This window comes from Candidatus Phytoplasma meliae (assembly GCF_016876135.2).
Genome location: NZ_JACAOD020000014.1, coordinates 21080 through 39477, shown reverse-complemented (window position 1 = coordinate 39477; position 18398 = coordinate 21080). Strand labels below are relative to the sequence as shown.

The 18398-nt window shown below is 28.8% G+C and carries 18 protein-coding genes; 3 read left to right on the top strand and 15 right to left on the bottom strand.

What is annotated here, in order from left to right:
• Positions 1 to 26 precede the first annotated feature (26 nt).
• The gene (gene rpsD / locus CHTY_RS02895) at positions 27 to 623 is read right to left on the bottom strand and encodes a 30S ribosomal protein S4 (protein ID WP_203552424.1); all 597 of its coding nucleotides are present in this window, start codon (positions 621 to 623) and stop codon (positions 27 to 29) included.
• 620 nt (positions 624 to 1243) lie between these two features.
• On the opposite strand from rpsD, the gene CHTY_RS02890 reads away from it, so the two are divergent.
• Together CHTY_RS02890 and CHTY_RS02885 are read left to right on the top strand one after the other, a co-directional pair.
• Positions 1244 to 1528 (top strand): hypothetical protein, encoded by a 285-nt coding sequence (locus CHTY_RS02890; protein WP_203552423.1) that lies wholly within the window; start codon positions 1244 to 1246, stop codon positions 1526 to 1528.
• Between the two features lie 56 nt (positions 1529 to 1584).
• Positions 1585 to 1854, top strand: coding sequence for a hypothetical protein (locus CHTY_RS02885; protein WP_203552422.1), 270 nt, complete (start codon positions 1585 to 1587; stop codon positions 1852 to 1854).
• Positions 1855 to 2018: 164 nt separating this feature from the next.
• On the opposite strand, the gene CHTY_RS02880 is transcribed toward CHTY_RS02885, so the two are convergent.
• From CHTY_RS02880 to rsgA, 5 genes are all read right to left on the bottom strand, one after another.
• A complete protein-coding gene (locus tag CHTY_RS02880; RefSeq protein WP_203552421.1) occupies positions 2019 to 4760 on the bottom strand; it encodes a cation-translocating P-type ATPase in 2742 nt (913 codons plus the stop codon).
• 187 nt (positions 4761 to 4947) lie between these two features.
• A complete protein-coding gene (locus CHTY_RS02875) occupies positions 4948 to 5760 on the bottom strand; it encodes a YitT family protein (protein ID WP_203552420.1) in 813 nt (270 codons plus the stop codon).
• Positions 5750 to 8494 carry an isoleucine--tRNA ligase gene (gene ileS, locus CHTY_RS02870; protein WP_203552419.1) on the bottom strand — a complete coding sequence of 915 codons (2745 nt, stop codon included), beginning with the start codon at positions 8492 to 8494 and terminating at the stop codon, positions 5750 to 5752. Before ileS ends, CHTY_RS02875 begins: the two co-directional genes overlap by 11 nt.
• Before the next feature lie 194 nt (positions 8495 to 8688).
• The gene (ychF, locus tag CHTY_RS02865) at positions 8689 to 9780 is read right to left on the bottom strand and encodes a redox-regulated ATPase YchF (protein WP_203552418.1); all 1092 of its coding nucleotides are present in this window, start codon (positions 9778 to 9780) and stop codon (positions 8689 to 8691) included.
• Between the two features lie 144 nt (positions 9781 to 9924).
• Positions 9925 to 10878 (bottom strand): ribosome small subunit-dependent GTPase A, encoded by a 954-nt coding sequence (gene rsgA, locus CHTY_RS02860; RefSeq protein ID WP_203552417.1) that lies wholly within the window; start codon positions 10876 to 10878, stop codon positions 9925 to 9927.
• Positions 10879 to 11219: 341 nt separating this feature from the next.
• Here rsgA and CHTY_RS02855 point away from each other — a divergent pair, with 341 nt between their 5' ends.
• Positions 11220 to 11648: an OsmC family protein gene (locus CHTY_RS02855; protein ID WP_203552416.1), complete on the top strand. Its 429-nt coding sequence runs from the start codon at positions 11220 to 11222 to the stop codon at positions 11646 to 11648.
• A gap of 51 nt (positions 11649 to 11699) precedes the next feature.
• Here CHTY_RS02855 and CHTY_RS02850 read toward each other — a convergent pair whose 3' ends face one another.
• The 9 genes from CHTY_RS02850 to alaS all read right to left on the bottom strand — a co-directional run bounded on the left by CHTY_RS02850 (position 11700) and on the right by alaS (position 18320).
• Positions 11700 to 12041, bottom strand: a complete 342-nt coding sequence (locus CHTY_RS02850; protein WP_203552415.1) for a hypothetical protein — start codon at positions 12039 to 12041, stop codon at positions 11700 to 11702.
• 7 nt (positions 12042 to 12048) lie between these two features.
• Positions 12049 to 12261, bottom strand: coding sequence for a YneF family protein (locus tag CHTY_RS02845; protein ID WP_203552414.1), 213 nt, complete (start codon positions 12259 to 12261; stop codon positions 12049 to 12051).
• Positions 12262 to 12317: 56 nt separating this feature from the next.
• Complete coding sequence (gene rsmD, locus CHTY_RS02840) at positions 12318 to 12887, bottom strand: 16S rRNA (guanine(966)-N(2))-methyltransferase RsmD (RefSeq protein WP_246454103.1); 570 nt, start codon at positions 12885 to 12887, stop codon at positions 12318 to 12320.
• Positions 12884 to 13465, bottom strand: coding sequence for a bis(5'-nucleosyl)-tetraphosphatase (symmetrical) YqeK (gene yqeK, locus CHTY_RS02835; RefSeq protein ID WP_203552413.1), 582 nt, complete (start codon positions 13463 to 13465; stop codon positions 12884 to 12886). The genes rsmD and yqeK overlap by 4 nt, the downstream gene beginning before the upstream one ends.
• A gap of 1 nt (position 13466) precedes the next feature.
• A complete protein-coding gene (locus tag CHTY_RS02830; protein ID WP_203552412.1) occupies positions 13467 to 14036 on the bottom strand; it encodes a YqeG family HAD IIIA-type phosphatase in 570 nt (189 codons plus the stop codon).
• On the bottom strand, positions 14026 to 14496 hold the full coding sequence (greA, locus tag CHTY_RS02825) for a transcription elongation factor GreA (protein ID WP_203552411.1): 471 nt from the start codon (positions 14494 to 14496) through the stop codon (positions 14026 to 14028). The genes CHTY_RS02830 and greA overlap by 11 nt, the downstream gene beginning before the upstream one ends.
• A gap of 69 nt (positions 14497 to 14565) precedes the next feature.
• Positions 14566 to 15156 carry an O-methyltransferase gene (locus tag CHTY_RS02820; protein WP_246454102.1) on the bottom strand — a complete coding sequence of 197 codons (591 nt, stop codon included), beginning with the start codon at positions 15154 to 15156 and terminating at the stop codon, positions 14566 to 14568.
• 24 nt (positions 15157 to 15180) lie between these two features.
• The gene (gene ruvX / locus CHTY_RS02815) at positions 15181 to 15618 is read right to left on the bottom strand and encodes a Holliday junction resolvase RuvX (protein ID WP_203552435.1); all 438 of its coding nucleotides are present in this window, start codon (positions 15616 to 15618) and stop codon (positions 15181 to 15183) included.
• A gap of 107 nt (positions 15619 to 15725) precedes the next feature.
• Positions 15726 to 18320, bottom strand: coding sequence for an alanine--tRNA ligase (gene alaS / locus CHTY_RS02810; protein WP_203552409.1), 2595 nt, complete (start codon positions 18318 to 18320; stop codon positions 15726 to 15728).
• Between the last annotated feature and the right edge of the window lie 78 nt (positions 18321 to 18398).

Here is an 18398-nt window from a genome sequence, read left to right as displayed (position 1 = left end):
ACACCCTATTTCAAAGGGTGTTTAAATTATCTATTATAATATTCAACTATTAATTGTTCATTGATTTCAGACAAAAATTCATTTCTTTGAGGATATCTAACATATTTGCCAACTAATTGTTTATCTAAAGAAACATAATCCAAACGAACAAATTTACTTTTCAAAGCTTCTTCAACAATCTTTAAATTTTTTGATTTTTCTCTTAAAGTAACAGTTTCTCCTGGTTTCAAACGATAAGAAGCAATGTCGGTTTTTTTACCATTAACCAAAATATGGCCATGATTAACTAACTGTCTTGCTTGTGCTCGAGTTTTGGCAAAACCCAAACGATAAACCACATTATCAAGGCGTGATTCTAATAATATCAAAAACATTTCACCATGAATACCTTTTAATTTACTAGCGTTTTCAAAAATTTTACGAAATTGCTTTTCTGATACGCCATAAGTAAAACGTAATTTTTGCTTTTCTTGTAATTGTAACCCATAATTACTTAATTTAGAACGCTTTTGACCGTGTTGTCCTGGCGCATAAGCTCTTTTACGTAATTCTTTTCCGGTTTCTGTCACAGAATAATTAAGACGTCTTGAAACCTTCCAAAGTGAACCTGTATATCTTGACATTAGTTTTAACTCTCCTTTTATTAAGGTAAAGTTTCATAACTTCAATCATTAACAATCACCTGCTTTCCTTTCTTTCTCAAACAGCAAAGAATTACTTAGAAAAGTCTCTTAAAGACCAGAGATTTTTTTAATGATTTTAGCTATCACTGTTTTACCATCACTAATATTTTATAAAAAAAGAGAGCAATAGTCAAGTTTTTATTGCATTTTCTTATAATAAAGTTGTTTAATGTGTTTTTAGTGTTAAAGGGGATACACAAATTTAATGTAATGCGTCAATAAATATCATTGACATATCATATAAATATAAAACATATCAGTTATTTCATAATCATTATTGTTTTAATAACGCCAACCGATAACACTAATCGTTATTGATAATATTTTTTTAAAATATAAAAAGCTAAGTGGATTGCTGAGATATAAAGGTTGTGTGAGTATAAAACTTGTTTTTTTTTGTTTTTCGTGTATAATTATAGCTAGTAATTGTTTTTTTAATCTCATAAAAGAGAAAAGATTACTATTGCATATAGCTAGTAATTGTTTTTTTAATCTCATAAAAGAGAAAAGATTACTATTGCAATAAAAAGAAAAAGAAAAGGGAGTAAAAAGGGGAAAAAATGTATAATTATCAAAATGAATATCTTGGAGAAGAAATTTATGTATGTAAATTAAGTGGTGTTGCCAAAATAATATGGATTATTATAGGTATTTCAACTTTCGGAATTGGTTTAATTATGACATATCCTTTATTCAAAACTTTGGCTTATAATAGAGATATTCAAATACAAAATATGAAAAAACAACAACTTATATCTGAAATTATGCAATTACAACAAAATTTAAAACAATTAGAAAAAGATGTAGATATCACTAAATCATTAGCTTATCAAAAACAAGATTAAATAAAAAATAATTAATATTATATTAAAAATCAATATAAGGAGAAAAGCAATTAATTATGCAAGGATCATATTATCAACAACAAGGTTATTCACATCCCGAAGTCAAAACCCCTTTTAAGTTAAGTGGTGCGCAAATAGTTGGATCAATATTAACATTTGGAGGTTGTTATTTCTTGATGACTGTTTATAATGGTGGTGTTATTTTTAAACAAAACAGAAATCAAATCATGGGTTTAGCACAACAAAAAGCACAATTACAAGAACAAATAAAAGATTTAAAAGCTCAAAAAGAAAGATTAGAATTAACCCTACATTTAAAAAAATAACAAAAAAAGTTAAACTGTTTGTTTTATCAACATCAACGGTTTAACTTTATTTTTTTAATATTACTGTTTAATTTCATATCCTATTTTATCAAAATAAAAAAAAGATATATCATTGAATATTCAAATACGAATATTAATGATCTTTCAAAAACAAAAATAATCAATCAAACACAACTCTTTGTCATTATTTTTTTATATATTTCAACCACAATTAAAGGACATAAGGAAAAAAAGAAAATAATCAAATAATCAACACTTGATAAAGGCATTAATTTAAAAAGTGACCTGATAGCAGGGATTAAAATAATTATTAATTGCAACAACAAACTAATACCAAAGGCTTTTCTTAAAGCAAGATTAGGTTTTAATTTAAACATAGATACCTTAAAACTACGTAAATTCCAAACATGAATTAATTGAGAAATAGCAAGTACCATAAAAGCAAAAGTTTGAGCATATTGATGATTGTATCCATGCCAATAATAACCAACCAAAGCAGCTAAAAAAGCTAATGAAGCAATTAAGCAGCCTTCAATCATAATTTTATAATAAATACTTTTATTTAAAAGATTTTCATTCATCTGACGTGGTTTTTGAGACATTAAGTTTTGTTCTTGTGGTTCCAATCCTAAAGCCATTGCTACTAGGGAATCTGTCACTAAATTAATCCAAAGAATTTGAAAAGCTGTTAAAATTTTAAAATCCCCGCCAAACCAATAACTACCAAATAAATTACTAAGTAAAATTAACATAATTTCGCCCACATTACAACTTAAAAGAAAAACTAAGCTTTTTTTAATATTATTAAAAACATTACGTCCTGCTTCTAAAGCTTTCACAATGGTAGCAAAATTATCATCTGTTAAGATCATATCAGATGCCATTTTAGCAACATGAGTTCCAGTAATTCCCATAGCAATACCAATATTAGCCTGTTTGATACTTAAAGCATCATTCACACCATCACCTGTCATTGATACCACAAAACCTTTTTTTTGCCAAGCTTTTACTATTTTTAATTTATGTTGAGGATTAGTGCGTGCATAAACTTTAATATATTCTAACTTATCTAAAAATTCTGCTTCCGACAAATGATTCAAAGTTTCCCCTGTAATTGCTAAATCATCACGAGTAGCTAAAATATTTAATTTTTGAGCAATCCCCATAGCTGTTTGGAGATGATCACCTGTAATCATAATAGGAGTCACATAAGCTGCTTGGCATTTGGCAATAGCTTGAAAAACCTCAGGACGAATAGGATCTTCTAAAGCTACCACTCCTACAAAAATAAGATTATATTCTGGTTGCAACACTTGATCAATTTTAAAAGCAGGATCAAAAGGCAAAATGCTATAAGCTATCCCCAAAACTCTTAAAGATTGCTGAGTTAATTGACTAATTTGTTTTTCTAAAATATGATTAATCCTGTCATCTTTAGGGATAATGCGCCCTTGATACATCACTTGATGACTTCTTTTTAATAAAACTTCAGGAGCCCCTTTAGTAATTTGATAAATAGTATTTTCTGCCATATTATGATTAAAAGTAGTCATTAATTTTCTTTGAGCATCAAAAGGAATTTCCCCTAAACGAACATATTTTTTTTTCCAAGTTAACACATCCATTTGATAAAATAAAGCTAAATTAATCAAAGCTTTTTCAGTAGGATCAGCAAAAACTTCTAATAACTTTTGATTAGGCTTGGGACTAATTAAAGCATCATTACATAAAACACCAAAAAGCATTAATTTTTCTAACATCAATCTATGAGGATTAAGAGAAAAGGCATGACATAAGGGAAGTGCAGCAATTAACGCATCAGCAGTAATAATTTGTTTAACAGTCATCTTATTTTGTGTTAAAGTACCTGTTTTATCAGTACAAATAACATTAACAGCCCCTAAAGTTTCCAAGGTTTTTAAATTTTTAACAATTGCATTTAAAACAGTTAGTTTCTTCATTCCTAAAGCCAAAATTAAAGTCATAATGATTAGCAAACCTTCAGGAATAGCAGCAACTGTTAAAGCAAGCGAATCTAAAAAAGTACTTTGTAAAATATCCCATTGCAAACAACCAAACCCAGTTTGTTTCAACAAAACGATCAAAGCATTCAAAATAACGATCATAGATATTAATAAAGTTAGAGTTTTGATTAATTTAGTTAATTTTTGTTCTAAAGGAGTTTTAGTAATTTGAGGTTTAGCAATAAAAGTAGTAATTTTACCAATTTCAGTTTTCATCCCAGTAGCAACTACTAACCCTTTGCCTCTTCCTTTTAAAACAACAGTATTCATAAAAACCATATTTACAAGTGATAAATCAGCTATATTTTTATTTTGCGGCAAAGTAAGTTCTTGTTTTAAAATAGCTTGCGATTCTCCTGTAAAAAGAGATTCGTCCACAGTTAAATTAAAACTTTCCAAAAGACGCATATCAGCAGAAACCAAATCGCCTGTTTCTAAAATAACAATATCTCCTGGAACTAAATTCACCATAGGAATCAAAAGATGCTTATTATCTCTAACAACTTTAACCCTAAGAGCTACTTTTTTTTCAACAAAAGATAATGCTTGTTGAGTTTTATTTTCATAATATATACTTAACAAAGCATTACCTAACACAATGAATAAAATAAAACATGCTTCATAAATTTCTTCATGTTTATTTTGAAAAATACCGATTGTTAAATTAATGGCTGCTGCCATTAACAAAATAATAACTAATAAATCTTGAAATTGTTTTTTTAATTTTTGATAAAAAGTTTCCTGAGTTAAAGCATTAATTTGATTATTACCATAAATAGTTAATCTTTGCAGGGCTTCTTGAGGCGAAAGTCCTTTATTAAAATCAGTTTTAAACATCTTGAGTAATTGTTCAGGAGTTTTTTGACTAAAGATTGTGTTCATTAAAAAAATCCTTTTATTTAATTAAAATATAAATGCAAATTCATATCAAGAAAAATAACTTTGGTTAGTGATGGTTTAATATACCCATGATCACACTTTTGTCTTTACAAATATTTTTCAAGCGCAACCAAAAGACCAAAAGCCAAACTGTTACAAAGCAGTTTGGCATAGTTTTAATAAATCATTTTTATTGTTCGCTTTTAACAGCAATTATGTTTATCATAAAACCAGTTAACTTAATTCTAACAAAAGCATATAAAAGCGGTAATAAAAGTTTCCAAGTTTCGTTTGGAAGACCCTCTAAAAAAAGGTTAGCAATAAAACCAATGAAAACTAAAACATATCCAAACACTTCAATAGTAACAGCGATATTTTTTTTCTTATAAACCCATAAGTATTTACCAATAATATCGATGCCACCAGTAGAAGACTTTAATTTAATAGGGATGGCATAAAAAAAACCAATAAAAAAACCAGCAAAAATAGCTCGTGAAAAATCAGAAACAAAATCAGCTTCTGGAGCGAAAAGACCAAAAAAACGTTCACTCTTTTGTAAAAAACCATCTTTAACAGCTACGTGAAGCAACATCCCCATTAAAGGTAAAAATATAGCTGCTAAGGCAGTGGTAACAGTAAAATATAAATCTAAATAACGATAAGAAATAAACCATAAAAAAGCAATGTTGACAACCAAATAAAAAATCATCCCAAAATTAGTAATCTGATCATAAGACAAAACACCCATTTTAGACAACAGTTTACCAATTAAATCACCTAAACCATGAATACCACCAGGATAAAGATCAGTTTTGTACCCCTCCTTACCACTTGGTCCTCCAGTACAATTAATAGCCCAAACAGAAATCAAATCATATCCTATTAAAGCCATAAAAACAATTAGTAATTTTTTTAATTCTGCTCCATATTGGATTTTGCTTGGCTTTGGGTTTAATTTCTTATGGTTGGCACCATGATTAATGTTGATATTATCATTTTTCATCCCATTCACCTTTCTTTTCTTGATGGTTTAAAATATTATGGCAACGAAAGCATAAATCTTGATTAATATGGGGAAGGACTACATTCCAACATCTTTGACACGGATATCCATTTGCTTTTTCAACTTTAATTCCCAAAACATCTTTTGATACTAAAGTCACTTTGGAAACAATAAACAATTGGTGTAACTGTTCTTTGATTTGCAACACATCACAAACATAAAGATGTTCTTTTGTTAATTCTAAATGAAGATGTGCTTGTAGGGAGGAATTAATAATTTTACTTTGTCTTGCTTTTTCTAAAGTTTGTAACACGTTTTTTCTCAATGCTAAAAAACGATGGTATTCTACTAAAAGATGCTTGCCTTCATAATGATGCAATTGTGGCATCGACTCTAAATAAACATCTTCATGATCAAAAAAAGGACAAAAACTATAAGCTTCAGACGTAGTATGTGGAATAATAGGAGTCAACACTTGTAAAAAACCTAATAATAAATCATAAATAGTTGATTGAATCATTTGGCGTTCTAAATGTTCCTCTTTTTCAATATATAAAATATCTTTACTAAAATCAAAATAAAAAGCACTAATTTTATTAGTAATAAAGGGGAAGAGATTCCTGATAATCGCTTCAAAATCATAAACTTGATAAGAATGAAGTATTTTGACTACAATTTCTTCCCAATCAAGAATCACAGCTTGATGAATAGGTTTACGTTGATCCCAAGTCAAATAATGCTGATCTTTATCAAAACGAGCTAAATTGCCCATCATAAAACGCAAGGTATTTCTAATTTTACGATACATATCTTCGACTTGATTCAAAATAGCATTATTAATGCGAACATCAAAATTATAATTAGTATTAGCTACCCATAACCTCATAATATCAGCTCCTTTTTGAGAAGCAATGGTTAAAGGATCAATAATGTTTCCTAGGGATTTACTCATTTTTTGACCCTTACCATCTAAAACAAAACCATGAGTAATAACAGTATGATAAGGGGCTTTTTGAAAAGCAGCAACAGAAGTAATCAAAGAAGAATTAAACCAACCACGATGTTGATCGTTGCCTTCCAAATAAAGGGCACTAACATCAGTTTGATATCTACGTTTAATCACGCTATAAGAAGTTCCTGAATCAAACCAAACATCCATAATATCAAGTTCTTTAGTAAAAATACCATTAGGACTATTCGAATGTTGATAATTCGGAGGCAAAAGTTGCTGACAATCCCATTCATACCAAATTTCAATACCGTGTTTTTCAAATAAATTAGCCACATGATTAGTAACTGCCAAATCTAAGATAGGTTCTTTGTTTTCAGCATAAAAAATAGCAATAGGAACTCCCCAAGTTCTTTGACGACTAATATTCCAATCTTCACGTTCTTGCATCATATTAGTCATTTTTAAATTACCCCATTGAGGCAACCAGTTAACTTGTTGAATTGCTTTTAATAAATTAGTTTTTATTTTTTTAAGAGAAACAAACCACTGCGAAAGCGCTAAGGAAATCACTGGTTTTTTAGTACGCCAATCATAAGGATGAGAATGGGTAATCACATCAACTTTTAATAAATAATTATTTTCTGATAAATCAGTGATAATAACATCATTGGCTTTAGTGTAAAATAAACCTTGATATTTTCCTGCACAAGCACTCATTAATCCTCTTTTATCAATGCTACAAACAACTTCTAAATGATATTTTTGACCAACAATAAAATCTTCTAAACCATGACCAGGGGCAATATGAACCAACCCAGTTCCTTCATTATCTAAAACATGGTCTGATAAAATGAAAAATCCAGTTGTAGGCACTAAAGGATTGCGATATGTTAAATATTCTAATTCTTTTCCTTGAAAAGTCTTAATAATTTGAATTGTTGCATCATCCCAAGCTAAAGCTTTTTTTAATTGAGGAAGCGCATTTTTACCAACTAAATAACGTTTGTTCAAAACATCTATTAATTGATATTTTTGATGAGGATGCACTGCTATAGCTTTATTAGCTGGCAAGGTCCAAGGAGTAGTAGTCCAAATAATTGCACAAGCATTTTGAAACAAACTATCCGAGGCAACAGCCATAGGAAAAGCAACATAAATGGAAGGAGATTGGTGCTCATGATATTCTAATTCTGCTTCAGCTAAAGCCGACTCTAAAGTAGGCGACCAATGAATAGGTTTAAGAGCTTTAAAAACAACTCCTTCAGCCACCATTTTCCCAAAAATCCTCACTTGATCCGCCATAAACTTAGGATCTAGGGTCAAATAAGGATGATCCCAATCTCCTAAGACTCCTAATCTTTGAAATTGTTTTTTTTGATTATCCACATTTTCTAAAGCAAACGCTTGACATTTTTCCAAAAGTTTTTGACGACTAGATAAATACTTGTCTCTATCTTTTTTAAGAACTGCTGCTTCAATAGGAAGCCCATGAGTATCCCATCCTGGAATATAAGGGGCATAAAAACCCTTCATACTATGAAAACGAACGATAAAATCTTTTAAAATTTTATTTAAAGCGTGTCCAATATGAAGGTTACCATTAGCATAAGGGGGGCCATCATGCAACATAAACATCGGAGCACCTTGATTTTGCTTTAGTTTTTTTTGATATAACTTTTGCTGATACCACTTTTGTTGAATATTAATTTCATTTTTACCCAAATTACCTTTCATGGGAAAATCGGTTTGAGGCATTAAAAGAGTATTTTTATAATTTTTCATAATCTTAACTTGTTTCCTTAATATTTATTGTATCTATATAATGACCATCACAGCACAACCATTAAAAAGCATGCAATCCAAAAACTAAAAACTATCTTATTAAAAAATGATTGCAACACGCGTCATAAGTAAAATTAAATTTAAAAACGAAAACGTTTGATATCTTAATTATTAACGCGCGTGCCAACGCACTTTTACACATTAAACCTAAAAGTAATAATATCGCCGTCTTGCACTTGATATTCTTTTCCTTCGATTCTCACTTTACCCTTTTCTTTGCTTTTTTGAAAAGTTTGAGCTTCTACTAAATCCTGATAAGCCACTACTTCAGCTTTGATAAAACCTTTTTGCAAATCTGTATGAATAATTCTAGCACATTCAGGAGCTTTAAGTCCTTTTTGAAAAGACCAAGCATGTACTTCTTTAGGGCCTGCTGTAAAATAAGTTTGCAATCCTAAAAGTTGATAACTAGCTTGAATCAATTGATTTAAAGCAGTTTGGATTAAACCATAATCTTTTAAAAACAATTGTCTTTCTTCCTCGGCTAAGCCTGACAACTCTTTTTCCAATTGCACACACATGGGCACAATAATTTTACCTTCTTGCGCGGCATGTAACGATACTTTTTGATAAAATTGATTATCTTTAATATTGGCTAATTCATTTTCTTTGACATTAGCTAAATAAAGCGAAGGTTTTAAACACAATAAATTAAAACTTTTAACCATTTTCATTTCTTTAACATCTAAACTCAAATCCTTTAAAGTTTGATTAGTTAAATGATATTTAATTTTAGTTAAAAGAGCTTCTTCTAATAATAACTCTTTATCGCCTTTCTTTTTTTGCTTCATTAACTTTTGTAAACGTTTCTCAATTTGATCTAAATCAGCTAAAGCTAATTCGGTTTCAATAATCTTAATTTCTTCCAAAGGATCGCCTTTCGTCATAACGTGAGCAATATTAGGATCTTGAAAACATTTAACAACGTGACAAATAGCATCAACACTACGAATATGACTTAAAAATTGATTGCCTAACCCTTCTCCTTGAGATGCACCAGCCACTAAACCTGCAATATCACGAAACTCAATTAAAGTAGAAATAATTTTTTGCGATTGAAAAATCTGAGCTAAAATTTGTAAACGAGGATCCTTGACTTCCACAACTCCTACATTAGGTTCAATAGTGGCAAAAGGATAATTGGCTTCTAAAACTTGCATTTTGGTTAAAGCATTAAATAAAGTTGATTTTCCTACATTCGGTAATCCAATAATTCCTATTTTCATTTTGTAACTCCTGTGCTCCTTCATTTCTTTATTTTGCATTTTTGTTGTTTTTAACGGGGGAGGTTTGCTCTTTGCGATTAAATCTAAATCCCACACAATAACAGCAATTAAAAAAATAATGTTATCATTGATGTTTACTATCTTTTATTTGTCTTGGTGTCTTGGATAACTTTTTTTCTCTTTTTTAATTTCAGCCATAAAATAAAGATAATTTTGATATCTCCAAAAAGGAAGGTCGCCGTTTTCCAAAGCTTGCTTCACACCGCATTTATCTTCTTGCAAATGTAAACAATTATTACCAAAAAAACAATCATGCACATAACATAAAAAATCAGGATAAAAATCCTTTAAATCGCCATAAACAAAATCATTTAAATCTAACTTCGAAAAACCAGGAGTATCGGCAATAAAACCATGATTAAATTCATATAATTGAGCATTTTTAGTAGTGTGCTTACCTCTGCCTAAACTTTCTGAAATTTCTTGTGTTTTTAAATATGCATCAGGAATTAATGCTTTTAACAAGGTAGATTTACCAACTCCTGTTTGTCCTGCTAAAACAGTAATTTTATTAGCAAAAATATCCTTTAAAACATCAATCCCAATTTGTTGTTTACTGTTCACAAAATAACAAGGATAAAATTTTTCATAATACGAAATTTGTTGTTTAACGTTTTCCAAATCATTTCTTTCAAGCAAATCAATTTTAGAAAAAACTAAAACTAAATCTAATTTTTGTTTCTTTAAAATTAATAAAAATTTATCTAATAAAAGCGTTTGAAAATGAGGTCTAATCAAAGAAAAAACCAATAATACTTGATTAATATTGGCAATGTTAGGTCTTTGTAATTCATTTTTTCGCACAAAAACAGTATCAATTAAATATTTATCATAACAAAATTGATAACCTACAATGTCACCCACCTTAATAATTAAATTCTTAGGTTTGCCATTAATTGTATTTGTTTTATTAACATCAAGATTCACATCAAATCCTTTTAAAGTGCCTCTTTTTCTAGCTTGTAAAAAAGTTTTACTTTCTAAATCTCGAAGATCATAAACACCAGCTAAAAATCTAATCACTAAAGCTTTTTTCAAACCACAAATCCCTTTTTTCTTTATATTACCAATAATACCAATTATTTCTATTTCGCTATTTTGTTAATCACTAACCGACCATAACTAACCAAAAAATAATAAAAATTGGATAGTTCATTGGAAGCAATTTCAAAAAAACACTAATTAATATTATTATAACATATAAGCATATTTTATTAACGCGCAAAAAAAATAATTAAATAAGGAAAATTATTAGTTTTGGTCTAGGCGAGATAACAAATGTATATCGCTTTATAAATGTTAATGTTATAATAAAAATAGAAATAGTAATTTTAAAAATAAAACAAAACTATTTTATAGATAAGGAAAGAGGATTTAAAATGATCATTTTTCAAACTACTACTTACTTTCATCCCCATTTAAATGATTTATGTTTTTTTGAAGAAAAAAGCGGCACTACTAAAAAATTAGTTTCAGCCTTAGAACCTAGTTCTAATCAATCAGGACCTAAAGATTTATTTTGTCTTTCTTGGGCTATCTGTTTTTATAAAACCTCTAAAAAAGTATTAGAAGAACAAGGGCAACAAGATAAAGATTTAAAAGTAAAAATTACTTTAGAAATGTTAAAAGATAAACAAGGTTTTTGTTTTAAACCAACTGCTATTTTAGGAATTGATCAGATGTCACTAGAACAAACCCAAATAATTTTAGAACAAACCCACCAAAGATGTCCTATTTCACGTTTAATTAGCCTTGATCCTCATGTTAAGGTTAAAGTAGCCCCTTATCATGAATTAATTACCCAATAAAACTTATTATCAAACAAAAAACACCTTTTTACAAAGGTGTTTTTTTATTATTTAATTATTTAAATACATTTTAGTTAAACGACGATTACCCTTAATAACTTTTTTAACTAAAGGATTAAGCATATAACTATTACATTTATGATTAACAATAGTGGTTTTAATCTCAATAATCTTTAACTTTAATAACTTTTTAGTAATAGCAGCATCTTTAGTTAACAAAAAATCTTTTTGACTCTCTTGTAAAAAACTTTTTAACACTTCTTGTTCTAATGGCTCGCAAGACAATAAATACTTTTTCATTTTATCTTTCATCTTATTTTGATAAAAATAATTCATGATCCAAAAAATAACAACAGTGAGTAAAATAATTACAATAACATAAACCTGTTCCATTACTCTTTTATTTAGCCTGTTTCATACTATTGACAATTTGACGAATTTGTTTTTCAGAAGGAGTACGCCCCATTTGACGAAACATCTCTTTAATTTGACGTTCATTAATAGGAGGATTCTTTTGTAAATATTTCTTAAACCAACGGAACATCAAAAAGGCTCCTATAATCCCTCCTAATACAACTCCCAAAAATAAATACAAAACACTTGATAACTCCATCTTTAAAGCTCCTTTCAATTATGTTTTATAATTGATATATAATATATATTATTCAACTAAATAGTCATTTTATGATAAAAATTAAGTTTTTTATTACCATAAATTTTAACTTTAACCAATTCAAATTCTTTCATGTGCAAAGGCAAATCAATCCTACGATGCGATTCACAAATAATAATACTTTTATCATGAGTTAATTGCCCTAAATAAACAAAAGTAGATTCATATAATGCTTTAAAGTAAGGAGGATCAACAATCACAAAATCAAAAATTAAATTCAATTTTTGCATTTTTTTTAAAGCCGCCAAGTAATGAGCATAAAAAATAACACTTTGTTCATCATCAAGCTTTAATTTACGTTGATTATATTTTAAAGTGTGAAAAGCTTTTAAGGAAGAATCTACAAAAAACACTTTTAAAGCATCACGACTTAAAGCTTCAAAACCATAAGAACCATTACCAGCAAATAAATCTAATAAAACTTTATCTTTAACAGCAGTTCCTAATATATTAAAAAGAGCTTCTTTCACTAAGGAACTAGTTGCTTTAGTATCCAAAGAAGGTACTAATTTAATTTTATGACCTTTATATCTACCTCCGATAATATTAGTAGTTTTAGTCATCATATATACTTACTTTTCATTTTAATATCACCTTTTAAAGATGTTAGAATAACTTTATAATCAGCAGGCAAAGGAACCCCCTTTTTTAAAAAATAATTAAAGTTATAATTTAACATTTCATAAACAGCTTGATGAATGTTACGATACGCCAATGTCTCAAAATATTTTTGTTGCGGATACTCTCTTCCTGGTTCAATTTTATCACTTAAAAAAACAATTTTATCAGCATAATTCATAGTCTTGTGACCCCAAACATGCTTTTTAATAGCATTTAAGATAACTTTATCGCAAACCTCTAACTCTTGTTTTAAAAAATTAGCCGCTGATAGCGCATGAAAGATAGAGGGAGTATTTTGATATTTAACCATACTTGCTGCTGTTAAATAAGGTTTTTGTTGTTCCAAAGAATCATTTTTAGTATAATCATGAAATAGAGCAGCAATTTGAATAGGCAAAATAGATTTGCGATAATATCTTGCCATTTTAGTAGCAGTACGATAAACCCTTAAAGTATGTGCTAAACGCGACGGATCACTTTTTAATTTAATTTCGACAACTTGACGAATTTGTTTCAATAACATATCACTTACCTTCAAAATCTTGAAATTTAGTTTGCCAAAGATGATAATGATTTACTTTTAATTTCTTTAAAAAACGCTTTTCTCGATAAAAACGATTAAACTTAGTCCAAATACTTTCTTGTTTAAGGTTTAAGGGTTTGACTAACAAAGAAGTAATATTGGAACGATTAGCCCCATTAATATCTGTATGTAACTGATCCCCAATCATCAAAATAGCTTCAGGTTTAAGATCGACTATATGCATTGCTTTTTGAAATGCTTGCTTTGAAGGTTTTTTCATCCATAAAGGCAAATGAATAAAATGAAAATCTTTAGTTAAAGCATGTTGTAATCTCTTATAAGAAGCATTTGAAAGAATCATAATTTTAAAAGAAACAGAAAGTTGCTGTAAAAGCTTTTTAGTCTTCATATCTAATTCTTTTTGCTGACCATCAACTAAAGTATTGTCTAAATCAAAAAATAAAGCTTTAATCCCTTTTTGTAAAAAATAATCAAAGGGAATATGGAAGACCGAAGGATAATAATATTTTGGTAAATAAAGTGATTTTAACAAGTTGTTGTTACTCCACATTTAAAATTTTAACCTTAAAAGTATTTCCAGTTTCACTAGTAACAAAAACCACATCTCCTATTTCATGTCCTTTAATATGTTTTCCCAAAGGAGAATCAATAGAAATTTTATCAGTAAAAGGATCTGATTCCAAAGTGCTAACTAATTCAATAGTTTGTTGAGAGCCTGAATTTAGAAGTTCTAAAAAGACCTTTTTCCCAATCCCAATTTCTTTATCTTTAGAAACTTTAGCTACTCGCACATTTTTTAAAATATTTTTAATTTCTAAAATACGATGTTCTATTAAAGCTTGTTCATTGCGGGCTGCATCATAATCAGCATTTTCCGACAAATCCCCTTGTTCACGTGCTTCTTTCAAAGCTTCCAAATTTTCTTTCCGTTTGACTTCTGTTAAATCAACTAATTCTTTTTTTAATTTCGCTATCCCTGATGGCGTTAATTCATAAACTGTGTTCTTCATCCCAAAAACTCCTTTAAACTTATTTTTAATAAAAGCATCATAAACTTATATTTACCATCCACTATTATTTTATCTTTTTTTATAAGAAATACTTAACCCATCGCCAATATTATGAAAAATAGTTGTAAAATCTGAATGATTTTCTAAAAAAGCTTTAAAATCATCCATTTTTTTTAAAATACCTTTATGTTTAGGTGTTGGTTGAGAACTATTTTGTTCATTTAAAAAAGCATTTAAATGCAGATTATCACAAATAATAATACCTTGAGGACGCAACAAAGAATAATACTTTAAAAATAACTTTTGATATTGAGCTTTGGCGGCATCAATTAAAATTAAATCATAAGTAGTTAAACAAGTTAAAGGATAAATTAAAGCTTCAGCCCAAATAATATTAATTTGAAAAGGAATCGCTTGTAAAAAATTTTTAGCCAAATGATAACTAAGAAAGTCTCTTTCTAAAGTATCAATGGTAGTATTTTCATTACTCATCGCCAAAGCACTATACCCAATAGCCGTTCCAATTTCTAAAATATTTTTAATTTGATATTGCTCCATTATTTGCAAAATTAAAGTTAAACTAGTATCTTGTAAAATAGGAATATGATGATCTTGAGCATATTTTTTTAATTTAGCTAAATATATTGTTTTATTAAACATCATGAGGTTACATATCCCTTCACTTTAACGTTTTTGATAATCTAGATAGTTTTGTAAGATAATAGTAGCTGCAATGCCATCTTTAAGTTGTTTAATCTTAGCTTTTTTTTTATTATTTTGTCTTAACATTGATAATGCTTGTAAAGTGGATAACCGTTCATCCCACAAAACCACTTCCACATCACGAAAAGCTTTTTCCAGTCTCTTTTTAAAAGTAATGCTTACTTTAGCTTTAATGCCAATATCATTATTCATATGTTTAGGATAACCTAAAACAATCATTTTTACTTGATAATCAGTAATAATTTTTTGTAAAGGTGATATTAATTGTTGATATTGATGAGATGGGAATAAAAGAGTAGTGAAATTTTGAGCAATCACTCCTGTTTGGGATAAAGCAATCCCCAAAGTTTTTTCCCCCAAATCCAAACCTAAATAAGAGTTTTTATTGATATTTAAAATAACTGATAACTCCTTTATGTGTCATAATTTTATCTTATATATGCGCGTGTGTGTGCAATATGATACCAAATAAAATGATAAAAAGCAGATATCAAGGGTGGATCACATTAACAAGTGTTAAATTTTTCTTTTAAAAATTTAATAACTTGCTTCATATTTTTAGTTATTTTAGTACCACCTTGTCCTAAAAAAGGACTTCCTCCGCCAGCACCTAAAGCTAATAAAGAAACTTCTTTCACTAATTGACCTGCATGTATAGTTTTACTTTTACACAAAAAAACCACTTTTTCAGAAGTCACATAACAAAGAAATAAAACTTCTAATTGCAAAGAATCAAAAAGATAATGCATCAAATATTTTAAAGCTTCTATAGGTTTTGGCTCTTCAATGATCACCAAAAGCTCTTTAGTGATGCGATCAGGCAAAAAACGATCTTTTTCTTGGATCAATTTATTTTGATGATATTCTAAGATTCTTTTTTCAAACAATAATAATTTTTGTTGCAATAACTGAACATATTGTTGAGCATTAACAATATCTTGATAACTTTGTTGTATCTTAGGAGCAACAGGAATATCAAAGATAACACCTGGTATTTCATTTTTTTGAGCTTTTTTGATTAAATCCTGTTGACTCTTTTGATAAAATGATAATTTATGAGTTATTTTTTGATTAAGATGAGCGCCACAAACTGCTTCTATCCGGTAAACACCTGAACTAATAGTCTCACAAGATAAAATAGCAAAACGGTTTAAAGCATAAGTATTTTTAGCATGAGTGCCACCACATAAATCAATAAAATCAGAGCCAATTTTAACTATTCTCACTTTATTATAATATTTTGCTTTTTGATTCTTTTCTAAAAGAGAACTATAACGTATTTGTGCTTCTGGCAAAGAAAGCTCTTCTATCTGAACACCTAAACGCTCGTTAATTTGGTGATTGATCCGCTGTTCTACCTTGATTAAAATTTCAGGAGTTATTTTTTCAAAATGATTAAAATCATAACGTAAAGAGTCAAAGCCAACCCATGAACCTTGTTTTTCAACATGCTTCCCTAATGTTTGACGCAAAACCTCTTCCAAAAGGTGAGTAGCTGTATGATGATAAGAAATTTGTTCCCTTTTATTTTGATCAATTTGAGCCACCACTTCTTGTCCTTCATGAAAATCACCTGTCACTTCATGCAAAAATTGACCATTAGGCAATTTAACAATATTTTTTACTAAAACACCATTAATAAAACCATCATCTGCTATTTGACCTCCCATAGGAGCATAAAAAGGAGTTTGCAATAACACTATTCCTTGATCAAAAACCCTTATCACTTTAGTTGTCACATGCCCCTGATGATAACCAACAAATTCACTTTTTTCTTTAAAATTCAAAAACTTTTCTTCTTGTTGATTCATATCAGCCATAAATAATTGCTTTTGTTTAGACATCTTTTGGTGTTGTTCTAATAATTTTTTAAATTCCAAATGATCAAAAGTAACATGATGTTTTTGAGCAGTTTCAATGATTAAATCTTCTGGGATGCCATAAGTATCATAAAGTTTAAAAAAATTACTTCCTGATAAATGCTTTTGATAGACACACTGCAAAAACCTTGCTTCTGCCGTTTTTAGTGTTTCTCCAAAAATATTTTCTTGTTGCAACAAAATTTTAGTTATCATATCTTGATTTTGAACCAACTCAGGATAAAAATCACGCATCATATTAACTGTTGCAGGAACTAACTTATGTAAAAAAGGACAATGTAAATTAATTTTTTTACCTTGATTAACCGCTTTTCTTAAAAGTTTTTTTAAAACATAACCTCTTTTTTCATTAGTTAAAACGGCCCCATCATTAATAGCAAAAACTAATGTTTTAAGATGATCGGCAATAACTTTAAAACTTGTTTGTCCTTGGTAAGTCACCTGCGATAATTGTTCTAAGGCTTTAATTAAAGGCAAAAAAAGATCAGTTTCAAAATTACTATTAGTATTTTGAAAGATAGTAGCAAAACGTTCTAAACCAGCTCCTGTATCAATATTTTTACTAGGAAGTTCAGGATATTGTTCCATAGGAATATTAGGATCACAATTGTATTGAGAAAAAACAACATTCCAAATTTCAATAAAACGATTATTTTCGATATCTTCTATAATTAATTCTTTATGACGTAAATCGTATTTGGGCCCTCTATCAAAAAAAATCTCCGTACAAGGGCCAGAAGGTCCGGCACCAATTTGCCAAAAATTAGTTTTTAAAGGAATTAAATGTTCTTTCTTCACTCCTAAATCAAGCCAATATTGATAAGTATCTTGATCTGTGGGAAAATAAGTAATATACAGTTTATCCAAAGATAAAGCAAACCATTGAGAAGCAGTTAATAATTCATAAGCAAAATGAATCGCTTCTTTTTTAAAATAATCACCAATGGAAAAATTTCCTAACATTTCAAAAAAAGTATGATGACGCGAGGTTTGACCAACATTGTCAATATCGTTAGTGCGAATACATTTTTGAATATTGGCAATTCTACGGCAAGCAGGAACTTGTGTTCCATCAAAATATTTTTTTAAAGGAGTTACTCCTGCGTTAACCCATAATAAAGTAGAGTCTTTATGAGGAATTAAAGAAAATGATTTTTCTATATAATGTTTTTTACTCGCAAAAAAATCTAACCACATTTTTCTAATTTCAAAAGATTTCATTAACTGTTCAACTCCTTTTTTCATTTTTGATGGGATGGTTTGGTATGATATTAATCATAAAACATAGAATTAGATAAT

Coding starts and splice junctions, on each gene's coding strand:
- CHTY_RS02875 (WP_203552420.1), bottom strand. CDS start 5,760: ATGAAAAATGATAATATCAACATTAATCATGGTGCCAACCATAAGAAA.
- CHTY_RS02890 (WP_203552423.1), top strand. CDS start 1,244: ATGTATAATTATCAAAATGAATATCTTGGAGAAGAAATTTATGTATGT.
- CHTY_RS02850 (WP_203552415.1), bottom strand. CDS start 12,041: ATGGAACAGGTTTATGTTATTGTAATTATTTTACTCACTGTTGTTATT.
- ychF (WP_203552418.1), bottom strand. CDS start 9,780: ATGAAAATAGGAATTATTGGATTACCGAATGTAGGAAAATCAACTTTA.
- CHTY_RS02830 (WP_203552412.1), bottom strand. CDS start 14,036: ATGTGGAGTAACAACAACTTGTTAAAATCACTTTATTTACCAAAATAT.
- alaS (WP_203552409.1), bottom strand. CDS start 18,320: ATGAAATCTTTTGAAATTAGAAAAATGTGGTTAGATTTTTTTGCGAGT.
- CHTY_RS02880 (WP_203552421.1), bottom strand. CDS start 4,760: ATGAACACAATCTTTAGTCAAAAAACTCCTGAACAATTACTCAAGATG.
- CHTY_RS02845 (WP_203552414.1), bottom strand. CDS start 12,261: ATGGAGTTATCAAGTGTTTTGTATTTATTTTTGGGAGTTGTATTAGGA.
- CHTY_RS02855 (WP_203552416.1), top strand. CDS start 11,220: ATGATCATTTTTCAAACTACTACTTACTTTCATCCCCATTTAAATGAT.
- rsmD (WP_246454103.1), bottom strand. CDS start 12,887: ATGATGACTAAAACTACTAATATTATCGGAGGTAGATATAAAGGTCAT.
- rpsD (WP_203552424.1), bottom strand. CDS start 623: ATGTCAAGATATACAGGTTCACTTTGGAAGGTTTCAAGACGTCTTAAT.
- CHTY_RS02820 (WP_246454102.1), bottom strand. CDS start 15,156: ATGTTTAATAAAACAATATATTTAGCTAAATTAAAAAAATATGCTCAA.
- greA (WP_203552411.1), bottom strand. CDS start 14,496: ATGAAGAACACAGTTTATGAATTAACGCCATCAGGGATAGCGAAATTA.
- CHTY_RS02885 (WP_203552422.1), top strand. CDS start 1,585: ATGCAAGGATCATATTATCAACAACAAGGTTATTCACATCCCGAAGTC.
- yqeK (WP_203552413.1), bottom strand. CDS start 13,465: ATGTTATTGAAACAAATTCGTCAAGTTGTCGAAATTAAATTAAAAAGT.
- ileS (WP_203552419.1), bottom strand. CDS start 8,494: ATGAAAAATTATAAAAATACTCTTTTAATGCCTCAAACCGATTTTCCC.